Here is a 12,261-nt window from a genome sequence, read left to right on the forward strand (position 1 = left end):
TGGAAAGTTTTTTTAAGTTGTTGTTATTATTCGCTTTTTTTGATGTTGGCTTTAGCAAAAAAAGTAGCTGGCCTGATCGTGGTTGCCACTTTTTATTTGTTGAGGAAAAATTTTTAATCAGGTCTTCGCTGTCAATACCTATTAGGTGGGTAAGTTTGATTAGCCTTGGGGTGTAGCTTTAAATAAGCTAAAAAATATGCAATCCACTCTTATGGGCTAGATGCGCTTACCCGAAATAATTCCAAAATAATTTTCACTTACCTGTCGGGTATGCGTCTAGCGCTTTTGGGTTGGTAAGCGGTTTTTAGAAAAATATTTTGAGTCAGCGAGGGCCTGGAGCCAGGCTTCTAAAGGGAAAAGGTTTGCGCCCCGTCCTTGTGGGTCGCAGACATCCATTCAAAGTATTTTTTAATAAGTTGTTACTCACTCATTGGCTCACGCCTAATTCCTGTAGATGTTGAGTAACGAACTGGACCTCTCTAGCCCGAAAATACTTAGGAGGGCTGATAGAGAACGTAAAGTTCTTTTTCTTCCAGTGCGGTGCGGCGAGTGAGTGCTTCACCTATCTTTTGGTAATCCATTTTAAAGTCGCGAACCATTTCCGGGGTGAAGGCTTCATGGTTGTAGCGTTTGCAGAATTGCACCACGGCATTGGCGATTTCATTCATATCGGTGCGGAAATCTTTTACAACCTGCAGTGTGTGTGCATCGCCGGCGAGGGCCTGCTCCAGATAGACGTAGAAGCGAACATTTTCCTTTATTAGGTGTGCCTGGAAGCCGGACTTAAATTGAGTGAGTAGTTGTGACAGTTGGCGATAGTTTTGCTTTTCAAAGCCTTCGGACCACATACGCTGGAAAATGCCAATTAAGTGGCGGTGATCGTCCTCCAGGGCTTTGATCAGAGTTGGGTCGTAAGAAATTGTGCGGCTGCCTTTAGCGCTGGCATAGTTGCTGCGGGTATATTTTTCTTCCAGGTCGACGCTGTCGGAGGACTTGCTACCTCTGAACATGCCGGAGATAAAGCTAAGCATATGCTGTGCCCTTAATAGGTTTAATTTTGTGTGTTGTATGGGTAAGGGAAACCGCGGGCGGGTAGTCGCTGAGGTGCGGTAACTACACAGCAAATTCACCCGGTCCGAGAGGCGCGGATTTTACATTGCATGACAGGTGTTTTTCTGTGTGGCGGGAGTTGCATCAGGGTGAGAATTTTAATATTGAGAACCTTGTCACAATTAATAGAGGTCTAGGTTGTTGCGTTATTTGAATTTTGTTGAATATTTTTAAATTCCAGGTGGTTATTTCAGGAAATAAAAAACCCGGCATTGCCGGGTTTTTTATTTTGAGCTTTATTAGCGTTGTTCCAGTGGAACATAATCGCGCTGGGCATAGCCGGTATAAAGCTGGCGAGGGCGACCAATTTTGTACGGGTTGGAAATCATTTCGTTCCAGTGTGCGATCCAGCCTGAAGTGCGGCCGGTGGCAAAAATTACGGTGAACATATCGGTGGGGATGCCGATAGCCTTCATAATAATACCGGAGTAGAAGTCGACGTTCGGGTAGAGTTTCTTCTCGACGAAGTAATCGTCCTCAAGGGCGATTTTTTCCAGTTTCTTAGCGATCTTCAGCAGAGGATCATTTTCTGCACCCATGGCTCCCAGAACTTCATCGCAGATGCCCTGCATTACGCGGGAGCGAGGATCGAAGTTCTTGTAGACGCGGTGACCAAAGCCCATTAAGCGGAAGGGGTCATTCTTGTCTTTGGCGCGCTTCACGAATTCGTCGATACGGCTCTCATCGCCGATTTCCTGCAGCATGTTCAGTACTGCCTCGTTGGCGCCGCCGTGAGCGGGTCCCCATAAAGTGGCGATACCGGAGGAGATGCAGGCGAAGGGGTTGGCGCCAGAGGAGCCCGCCAGGCGCACGGTAGAGGTGGAGGCGTTTTGCTCATGGTCAGCGTGTAACAGGAAGATGATGTCCATTGCCTTGGCGACAACCGGATCGATCTTGCTGGGCTCGCAGGGATTGCCAAACATCATGTGCAGGAAGTTCTCGGAATAGCTGCGGCTATTGTCCGGGTACATGAAGGGCATGCCTTGGGAGTGCTTGTAGCACATGGCTGCCAAGGTTGGCATCTTGGCAATCAGGCGGTGCGCGGAAATCTCGCGGTGCTCTGGATTGGTGATATCCAGGGAGTCGTGATAGAAGGAGGCGAGGGCACCCACTACGCCACACATCATCGCCATCGGGTGGGCATCGTAACGGAAGCCTTTAAAGAAACTCACCAGGGATTCGTGAACCATGGTGTGAGACATAATAGTGTCTACATACTTCTTCTTTTCTTCTGCATTGGGCAGTTCGCCATTCATCAGCAGGTAGCAGGTTTCCAGATAGTCGGATTTTTCTGCTAATTGCTCGATGGGGTAGCCCCGGTGCAATAATTGGCCTTTGCCGCCATCAATAAAAGTGATCTTGGAATCACATGAGGCGGTAGATACGAAGCCCGGGTCGTAGGTGAAAAAGCCTTTGCTGGTCAGGCCGCCGACATCGATCACATCGGGGCCGAGGGTGCCGGAGCGAACGGGCATCTCAAGAGCGCCGTCGATACCATCGACTGTGAGGTGCGCTTTTTTATCGGACATTGCGGACTCCTAAAAACTGTTCTTATGGCGGCCTTTTCCTAGTGTTTTCGGGTGCTGGCGGCCTTTTGAGCGGGGCCAAACTTAAGTGCCGCGCCGCAAATTGTCAAACCCAAAGGGGTGGACGGTCAGTCGGCTGGCAACAGGATATTCGGCGACAGCGTGGGCTGGTAGAGCTTTTGCCTGGTCGTGGGCGCAAAAATCTGCGGAAATCCCGTTGGGCTAAATCCTGTGCCTACGAGGTGCGCTGAGGTGGCGTATTCCTAGGCGTTCGTTGTGTTTTGACTATCGAATGCCTATAATCCGCGCGGCTTGCGCCATGGTACGGCTACTTTGTACAAGGCTTCATCAGGTCGAGTGCAAAGTGATCAGCAAGCAGCTCGTCCCTCCCAATTTGAAAAGCTAACGGGCGCCCGGTCGTTCAGGGCAACAAGGTGTTTTTCCTGTGAACAAAAACAGACCTGTCAATTTAGACATTTCCACTATAAAGCTTCCCGCTGCCGCTTTGGTTTCCATTTTGCACCGTGTATCCGGTGTGGTGCTCTTCGCCGTTGTGGCGTTGCTGCTCTGCATGCTCGATGCCAGCCTGGAATCCGAACAGGGCTTCGCCGATATGGCGGCAGCATTTAACAGTATTCCAGCCAAGCTCATCCTGTGGGCCTCCCTGGCAGCTCTTATTTACCATTTGCTGGCCGGTGTGCGTCACCTGTTTATGGATATGGGTATGGGTGAGAGCCTCGAAGGTGGTCGCCGCAGCGCAATTGCCGTGCTGGTGGTGAGTGTAATCCTTATTCTTTTAGTGGGAGTATGGTTGTGGTAAGAACAGTAACTAGCTTCGGCCGTAGCGGCACATTCGACTGGCTCTACCAGCGCGTTACCGCAGTAATACTGCTCGCTTATGTCCTCTTTATAGTGGGCTTTATCTTTTTCACCAAAGACTTCGGATACCAGGCCTGGTCTGAATTGTTCGCCCAGCGCTGGATGCGTGTATTCAGCTTGGTTGCCTTGCTGTCCACCGTGATTCACGCCTGGATCGGCCTCTGGTCTGTGGTTACCGACTACATCACCAACCGGGTGATGGGCGGTAAGGCCACTGTTCTGCGTCTGTTCGTAGAAGTGATCCTGGCTGCGGTTGCCGTGCTTTACACGGTGTGGGGCATTGAAATTCTTTGGGGTGTATAAGCAATGGCGAACATGCGAACTATTTCTTTTGACGGGATTGTGATTGGTGGCGGCGGTGCGGGTATGCGCGCGGCTCTGCAGATGGCCCAGTCCGGCTATAAAACTGCGGTAATTACCAAGGTATTCCCAACCCGTTCTCACACGGTATCCGCCCAGGGTGGTATTACCTGTGCGATTGCCAGCTCTGACCCCAATGATGATTGGCGCTGGCACATGTATGACACCGTTAAAGGCTCCGACTATATCGGTGACCAGGAAGCGATTGAATACATGTGTTCTGTAGGCCCCGAAGCGGTATTTGAGCTGGAGCACATGGGCCTGCCTTTCTCCCGAACTGAGGAAGGCCGTATTTATCAGCGCCCATTCGGCGGTCAGTCCAAAGATTTCGGCCGCGGTGGCCAGGCAGCCCGTACCTGTGCTGCCGCCGACCGTACTGGCCACGCACTGCTGCACACGCTGTACCAGAATAATGTTAAGCACCAAACCGAGTTTCTGAACGAGTGGTTTGCGATTGACCTTGTGAAGAACCAGGACGGTGCCGTGGTGGGTGTGATCGCCATGTGCATCGAAGATGGCGAAGTGGTGTTTATTAAGTCCAAGGCGACAGTATTCGCTACCGGTGGTGCCGGCCGTATCTTCGCCTCCACCACTAACGCACACATCAACACCGGCGACGGTGTCGGTATGGCCCTGCGCGCAGGTATGCCTGTACAGGACATCGAGATGTGGCAGTTCCACCCGACTGGTATTTACGGTGCCGGTGTACTCGTGACCGAAGGTTGTCGTGGTGAGGGTGGCTACCTGATCAACAAAGACGGCGAGCGTTTTATGGAGCGTTACGCGCCCAACGCTAAGGACCTCGCTTCTCGCGATGTTGTAGCCCGCTCCATGGTACTTGAGATTCTCGATGGCCGCGGCTGTGGCCCCGAGGGCGATCACGTGTTCCTGAAGCTTGATCACTTGGGCGAAGACTTGCTCAACAGCCGTCTGCCCGGTATCTGTGAGTTGTCCAAGACCTTTGCCCATGTCGACCCAGTTAAGGCGCCGATTCCGGTTGTTCCCACCTGTCACTACATGATGGGCGGTATTCCGACCAACGTTCACGGCCAGGCCTTGACCCAGGACGCTGCGGGCAACGACCAGATCATCGATGGCTTCTACGCCTGTGGTGAGGTTGCCTGTGTATCTGTACACGGCGCTAACCGCCTGGGTGGTAACTCGCTGCTGGACCTGGTGGTATTCGGCCGCGCATCCGGGCTGTTTATCGAGAAGGCGCTGCGTGAAGGTATCGAGCACCGCGAAGCTTCCGAGTCCGATCTGGAGGCGGCGATGGCGCGTCTGAACCGTCTGGAAACCAACGAAACCGGTGAGAAAGCTGCGGACCTGCGCAAAGAATTGCAAGGTGTAATGCAGAATCACTTCGGCGTATTCCGCCGCGGCGACTACATGGCGGAAGGTGTGAAGAAGCTGGCTGACCTGCGTGAGCGTATTGAGAATGTACGCCTGGATGACAGAAGCCGTGCCTTTAACACTGCCCGTGTCGAAGCCCTGGAGCTGCAGAACCTGCTGGAAGTTGCCGAGGCCACCGCGATTGCCGCTGAGACCCGCACTGAGAGCCGCGGTGCCCATGCCCGCGAAGACTTCCAGGAGCGCGATGATGAAAACTGGCTGTGTCATTCCATGTACTTCCCAACTGAGAAGCGTGTGGGCAAGCGTGCGGTAAACTTCGCACCGACCACCATGGAAGCCTTTGAACCGAAAGCTCGGACCTACTGATTCGGGAGCGGAATAGAGTATGTTGAAAGTAAGCATTTACCGTTACAACCCGGAAACTGATAAAGCGCCTTACATGCAGGACTACCAGCTCGACACCCAGGGCAAGGACCTGATGGTGTTGGACGTGTTGGAGTTGCTCAAGGCTCAGGATCCGACCCTGTCCTTCCGCCGCTCCTGCCGCGAAGGTGTGTGTGGTTCCGACGGTATGAATATTTCCGGCCGCAATGGCCTGGCGTGCACTACGCCACTGTCTGAAGCTGCCCCCAAGGGTAAACTGATTCTGCGTCCGCTGCCGGGCCTGCCTGTGATTCGCGACCTGGTTGTGGATATGGAACAGTTCTACGAGCAGTACAAAAAGATTGAGCCGTATCTGCAGAATGACACTCCGGCACCGGCGATTGAGCGCCTGCAGTCCCCAGAGGATCGCGAAAAGCTCGACGGTCTGTACGAGTGTATCCTGTGTGCCTGCTGCTCCACCGCCTGTCCGTCCTTCTGGTGGAACCCGGACAAGTTTATCGGTCCGGCCGGCCTGCTACAGGCTTACCGCTTCCTGGCGGATAGCCGCGACCTGGCCACTGACGAGCGTCTATCCAACCTGGACGACCCCTTCAGTGTGTTCCGTTGTCACGGTATTCAAAACTGTGTCAACGTATGTCCTAAGGGTTTGAATCCGACTCGCGCCATTGGCCATATTCGCAATATGCTGCTGACGCGTGCTGTATAGGGATTAATGAAGGCTGCAAAGCAGTCTTCAGGGCTCACCTTTGGTGGGCCCGGTGCCAGGTAGGGCGCTTATCTAATACAAAAGCCGGCTCCGGTCGGTATTAAATTAAAAAGGGGAGGTGGCTTTGTGCGCCTCCCCTTTTGTGAGTGAAGGAAAGCGCAGTGGCTGTAGCGATGAGAGTCCACTGCAATCGAGGTAGGCATCAAAATGCACGAAAGTACCATGGAGCAGCTGTGGCGTAGCTCCCATATCTCCGGGGGCAATGCTGCCTATGTGGAGGAGCTTTACGAGACCTATCTGCACGACCCCAACGGTGTACCGGAGGAGTGGCGCAATTACTTCGACAGCCTCCCCCGCGTTGAGGGCAGCAGCGATGTCTCTCACGCCGCAGTGCGCCAGCACTTCGAGCTGCTCAGCAAACACCGCGCGCGCCCAGTAGCGGCGCCCGGTTCCGGCTCCGTCAATATCGAACACGAGCGCAAGCAGATTAAAGTTCTGCAGCTGATCGATTCCTATCGCCATCGCGGCCATAAGAAAGCGACCCTGGACCCGCTCGGCCTGATGGCCCGCGAGCAGGTGCCCGATTTACAGTTGAGCTACCACGGCCTGACTGAGGGTGATTTCGATACCACCTTCAATACCGGTAGCCTGTTCCTCGGCAAAGAAGAGGCGACCCTGCGTGAGATCGTAGAGGGGTTGGAGCGCACCTACTGTGGCAATCTGGGTGCAGAGATCATGCATCTCTCCAATCTGGAAGAGCAGCAGTGGTTTCAGCAGCGCCTGGAGCGCAGCCAGTCCAAGGCCAACTTCGGCACCGATATCCAGATTGAAATCCTGCAGCGCTTGTCTGCAGCAGAGGGCCTGGAGCGCCATCTGGATTCCAAATACCCGGGTACCAAGCGCTTTGGTGTCGAGGGTGGTGAGAGTCTGATCCCGATGATGGACGCCCTGATCCGCCGCTCCGGTACCTACGGGGTGAAGGAAATCGTGATCGGCATGGCCCACCGTGGCCGTCTGAATACCCTAGTGAATATCCTCGGTAAAAACCCATCGGACCTGTTCGAAGAGTTCGAGGGCAAGAAAACTCTGGATACCTCTGGCGACGTGAAGTACCACCAGGGCTTCTCCTCCAACGTAATGACTCCCGGTGGTGAAGTACACCTGGCGCTGGCCTTTAACCCGTCACACCTGGAAATCAGTGCGCCTGTGGTGGTTGGTTCTGTACGCGCTCGCCAGGACCGTCGTAAAGACGGGACTGGTGAGAAAGTAATGCCGATTAACATCCACGGCGACGCGGCTTTTGCCGGTCAGGGTGTGGTGCAGGAAACCCTACAGATGTCTCAGACCCGCGGTTACTACACCGGTGGTACTGTGCACATCGTACTGAACAACCAGGTGGGCTTTACCACCAGCAAGCGCGAAGATGCTCGCTCCACCGAGTACTCTACCGATCCGGCTAAGATGATCGATGCGCCGGTGCTGCACGTAAACGGCGACGACCCGGAAATGGTCGTATTGGCCGCGCTGCTGGCGGTGGACTACCGCTACGAATTTAAGAAAGACATCGTTATCGATTTGGTTTGCTACCGTCGTCGCGGCCATAACGAGACCGATGATCCCTCTGGTACCCAGCCGCTGATGTACCAGACTATCCGCAAGCATAAAACTACCCGTACCCTCTACTCCGAGAAGCTGGTGGGTGAGGGCATTCTCGATAAGGCTGCCGCGGACAAGCTGGCCAACGACTACCGCGATAAACTCGATGCGGGTGAGGACGTGGCCACCGGCTTGGTGAAGCAGCCGGACTCCTCCATGTTTGTAGATTGGAGCCCCTACCTGGGCCACGACTGGCAAGTAGCTGCAGATACTGGCTATGCGTTGCCGAAGTTGCAGGATGTGGCCAACCGTATGACCGCTGTGCCCGATGGCATTGTGATGCAGCGCCAGGTCTCCAAGATTTACGATGACCGCCGCAAGATGGCCGGTGGCGCACTGCCCTTGAACTGGGGCATGGCGGAAACACTGGCTTATGGCACTTTGCTGGAAGAGGGCTTTATGGTCCGCTTTACCGGTGAGGATGTGGGTCGCGGAACCTTCTCCCACCGTCATGCGGTGATTCACAGCCAGAAAGATGGCCAGAGCTATGTGCCTTTGCAGCATATGTTCGAAGACCAGCCGCCTTTCTACATCTACGACTCGCTGCTGTCTGAAGAGGCGGTGTTGGCGTTTGAATACGGCTACGCCACCACTACACCAAAATCCCTGGTGGTTTGGGAGGCTCAGTTCGGTGATTTCGCCAACGGTGCCCAGGTAGTAATCGACCAGTTCATCACTTCCGGTGAGCACAAGTGGGGCCGTATGTGTGGCCTGGTAATGTTGCTGCCGCACGGCTACGAAGGCCAGGGTCCGGAGCATTCCTCCGCACGTCTAGAGCGCTTTATGCAACTGTGTGCCGAGCACAATATTCAGGTGTGTAATGCCACTACTCCGGCACAGATCTTCCACCTGCTGCGTCGTCAGGCGGTACGCCCGATGCGTCGTCCGCTGGTGATTATGAGCCCGAAATGGATTTTGCGTCACAAGCTGGCCACCTCCAGCCTGGAAGAGCTGGCCGAAGGCCGCTTCCATAACGTGATCCAGGACCAGGGCGTAGACCCAGAAAAAGTGAAACGCTTGGTGCTGTGCTCCGGCAAGGTTTACTACCACCTGCTGGAAGCCCGTATGGAGCGTGAACAGGAAGATGTTGCGTTCGTACGAATCGAACAGCTGTACCCATTCCCAGACGAAGAGTTTGTGGAAGCGGTATCCGCATTCAAGAAGATCAAGAGTGTTGCTTGGTGTCAGGAAGAGCCCATGAACCAGGGCGCCTGGTACTCCAGTCAGCACCACTTGCGTCGTCTACTGTCGGAAACCCATCCGAAGCTGGATCTGGAATACGTGGGCCGCGCCCCATCCGCAGCACCTGCGGCGGGCTACATGTCCACGCACCTTGAAGAACAGAATAAGTTCATCAACGAGGCGCTGACCGTCAAGTAACCGGCGGCAGTAATAAGTGAAGAGTCAATCTCAGGAAACAGAAAAAATGACGATCGAGATTAAAGCGCCAACTTTCCCTGAATCTGTTCAGGACGGAACTGTCGCCACCTGGCATAAACAACCCGGTGAAGCTGTGTCCCGCGATGAACTGATCGTGGACATCGAGACCGATAAAGTTGTGCTGGAAGTTGTTGCACCTGCCGATGGTGCCCTGACTGAAATCATCAAGGGGGAGGGCGATACCGTCCTCTCCAATGAAGTGATTGCCAAGTTTGAAGCGGGCGCTGGCGCGGCCGCTGCCCCGGCGGCAGAAAAAGCAGAAGCTCCGGCTGCCGAAGCGGCTGCCCCCGCTGCTGGCGACAAAATTGCCATGCCATCCGCCAAGAAAATGGCCGCTGAGAAGGGTGTCGATCTGGCGGGTGTTGAAGGCACTGGCAAGGGTGGCCGTGTTCTCAAAGAAGATGTAATGAAGGCGGGCACTGCGCCTGCCGCTGCTGCTCCCGCCGCTGCTGCTGAAGTGGCTGTTGCTCCGGGCGAGCGCGTGGAGAAGCGTGTTCCTATGACCCGCATGCGCAAGCGTATTGCTGAACGCCTGCTGGATGCCTCCCAGTCCACCGCCATGCTCACCACCTTTAACGAGGTGAACATGAAGCCGGTCATGGACCTGCGCAAGAACTACAAAGACCTGTTCGAGAAGACCCACAACGGCACTCGTCTGGGCTTTATGGGCTTCTTCGTGAAAGCTGCGGTAGAAGCGTTGAAGCGCTACACCGCGGTGAACGCGTCTATCGATGGTAACGATATCGTTTACCACGGTTACCAGGATATCGGTGTAGCGGTTTCCTCTCCGAAAGGCCTGGTTGTACCGATTCTGCGCAATGCGGAAAACATGGGCCTGGCGGATATGGAAAACAATATCCGCGATCTGGGTGTTCGCGCCCGCGATGGTAAATTGTCTATCGAAGAGATGACTGGCGGTACCTTCACCATTACCAACGGTGGTGTATTCGGCTCTCTGCTGTCCACTCCGATCCTGAACCCGCCGCAAACCGCAATTCTGGGTATGCACAAAATCCAGGAGCGCCCGATGGCGGTAAATGGCAAGGTGGAAATCCTGCCGATGATGTACCTGGCGCTGTCCTATGACCACCGTCTGATCGACGGTAAAGAAGCGGTTGGCTTCCTGGTAGCGATCAAGGAAATGATCGAAGATCCAGCGCGTATCTTGCTCGAAGTTTAAAAAATAAGTTCTGGGGCCTGCGGGCCCCTCGATCACACTGCATTAGAAATATCTGGAACTGATCATGTCGGAAAAATTTGACGTAATCGTAATTGGCTCCGGTCCTGGTGGTTATGTCGCTGCCATCCGTGCCGCTCAGCTGGGCCTGAAGACTGCTTGTATTGAAAAGTGGAAAAACAAGGAAGGTAAATACGTTAACGGCGGTACCTGCCTGAACGTAGGTTGTATTCCCTCCAAGGCACTGCTGGACAGCTCCTGGAAGTACCACGAGGCCAAAGACGCTCTCGACGTGCACGGCATTGAAGTCGGCAAGGTCAAGATGGATGTGAGCAAGATGATCGAGCGCAAGGGCGAGATCGTTAAGAAGCTGACCGGCGGCGTAGCGGGCCTGTTCACCGCCAATAAAGTGACCTCCATTTTCGGTACCGGTAAACTGCTGGCCAACAAGAAAGTGGAAGTCACTGACGACGAAGGCAACAGCACTGTCTACGAAGCCGAAAATGTCATTCTGGCTTCCGGTTCTGTACCGGTAAATATTCCGCCTGCTCCGGTAGACAATAAAATTATTGTCGACTCCACCGGCGCTCTGGAATTCACTGAAACGCCCAAGCGTTTGGGCGTTATCGGTGCCGGCGTTATCGGTCTGGAGCTCGGTTCAGTATGGAACCGCCTGGGCTCTGAAGTAGTTGTTCTGGAAGCGATGGATAAGTTCCTGGCGATCATGGACCAACAGGTTGCCAAAGAATCCCAGAAGATCTTCAAGAAGCAGGGCCTGGATATCCGCCTCGCTTGCCGCGTAACCGGCTCTGAAGTGAAGGGCGAGGAAGTGGTTGTTACTTACCAGGACAAAGATGGTAAAGAGCACCAGGAAACTTTCGACAAGCTGATCGTCTGCGTTGGCCGTCGCCCTTACACCGAAGGCCTGTTGTCTGAAGATGCCGGCGTGAAGATGGACGAGCGTGGATTTATCTACGTTAACGACCTGTGCATGACTTCTGCACCGGGCGTATGGGCGATCGGTGACGTGGTACGCGGTCCGATGCTGGCGCACAAGGCTTCTGAAGAAGGTGTTGTGGTTGCCGAGCGCATCGCCGGCCAGAAGCCAATGATGAACTACGACGTGATCCCCAACGTGATCTACACCCACCCGGAAATCGCTGCGGTTGGTCGCACCGAAGAGCAGGTGAAGGCCGATGGCGAGCCCTACAACGTAGGTAGCTTCCCGTTTGCCATCAACGGTCGCGCTATGGCTGCCAACGATACCCAGGGCTTTGTGAAAATCATCGCTCACGCGGAAACTGACCGTGTACTGGGTGCCCACATCGTTGGCCCGTCTGCTGCCGATCTGGTTCAGCAAGTGGCGATCGCGATGGAATTCGGTTCCAGCGCCGAAGATATCGGTATGACCGTATTCGCACACCCGACTCTGTCTGAGACCGTGAAAGAAGCGGCATTGGGCGTGAACGGTCATGCGATTCACACCGTAAATCGCAAGAAGCGCAAGTAAGAAGTTTTTTCGATGTCGGGGCACTAATTATTGATTAATTAGCGCCCCGGTTTCATTTGCGGAATTCAAAATTTGCAACGACGGAAATTTTGAGTTTTGTCTTTCAGGTGCAGAGAGATCTGCAATTAATAAACACATTTCACATGTGAATTGGTATTGA

General features: G+C 54.2%; 9 protein-coding genes. 7 read left to right on the forward strand and 2 right to left on the reverse strand.

The genetic code is table 11. From position 1 onward, the window contains the following. Nucleotides 1-494: 494 nt before the first annotated feature. Nucleotides 495-1,031, reverse strand: coding sequence for a hemerythrin domain-containing protein (locus ACJJIT_RS04380; protein WP_252082936.1), 537 nt, complete (start codon nt 1,029-1,031; stop codon nt 495-497). A gap of 318 nt (nt 1,032-1,349) precedes the next feature. Continuing rightward, a complete protein-coding gene (gltA, locus tag ACJJIT_RS04385) occupies nt 1,350-2,639 on the reverse strand; it encodes a citrate synthase (RefSeq protein WP_252082934.1) in 1,290 nt (429 codons plus the stop codon). A 442-nt stretch (nt 2,640-3,081) separates the two neighbouring features. On the opposite strand from gltA, the gene sdhC reads away from it, so the two are divergent. The 7 genes from sdhC (at nt 3,082) to lpdA (ending at nt 12,101) form a co-directional block, all read left to right on the forward strand. Next, nucleotides 3,082-3,456 (forward strand): succinate dehydrogenase, cytochrome b556 subunit, encoded by a 375-nt coding sequence (sdhC, locus tag ACJJIT_RS04390; RefSeq protein ID WP_252082932.1) that lies wholly within the window; start codon nt 3,082-3,084, stop codon nt 3,454-3,456. After that, complete coding sequence (gene sdhD, locus ACJJIT_RS04395) at nt 3,450-3,818, forward strand: succinate dehydrogenase, hydrophobic membrane anchor protein (RefSeq protein WP_252082931.1); 369 nt, start codon at nt 3,450-3,452, stop codon at nt 3,816-3,818. Before sdhC ends, sdhD begins: the two co-directional genes overlap by 7 nt. Nucleotides 3,819-3,821: 3 nt before the next feature. Further along, the gene (sdhA, locus tag ACJJIT_RS04400) at nt 3,822-5,594 is read left to right on the forward strand and encodes a succinate dehydrogenase flavoprotein subunit (RefSeq protein WP_252082930.1); all 1,773 of its coding nucleotides are present in this window, start codon (nt 3,822-3,824) and stop codon (nt 5,592-5,594) included. Nucleotides 5,595-5,613: 19 nt separating this feature from the next. Continuing rightward, entirely contained in the window at nt 5,614-6,318 is a 705-nt protein-coding gene (locus tag ACJJIT_RS04405) for a succinate dehydrogenase iron-sulfur subunit (RefSeq protein WP_252082928.1), read from the forward strand. A gap of 207 nt (nt 6,319-6,525) precedes the next feature. Further along, complete coding sequence (locus tag ACJJIT_RS04410) at nt 6,526-9,354, forward strand: 2-oxoglutarate dehydrogenase E1 component (RefSeq protein ID WP_252082927.1); 2,829 nt, start codon at nt 6,526-6,528, stop codon at nt 9,352-9,354. Between the two features lie 46 nt (nt 9,355-9,400). Next, nucleotides 9,401-10,594, forward strand: coding sequence for a 2-oxoglutarate dehydrogenase complex dihydrolipoyllysine-residue succinyltransferase (odhB, locus tag ACJJIT_RS04415; RefSeq protein ID WP_444884076.1), 1,194 nt, complete (start codon nt 9,401-9,403; stop codon nt 10,592-10,594). A gap of 64 nt (nt 10,595-10,658) precedes the next feature. Beyond that, complete coding sequence (gene lpdA, locus ACJJIT_RS04420) at nt 10,659-12,101, forward strand: dihydrolipoyl dehydrogenase (protein WP_020412682.1); 1,443 nt, start codon at nt 10,659-10,661, stop codon at nt 12,099-12,101. Nucleotides 12,102-12,261 lie beyond the last annotated feature (160 nt).

This window comes from Microbulbifer mixtoriginis (SeqCode), assembly GCF_052467515.1.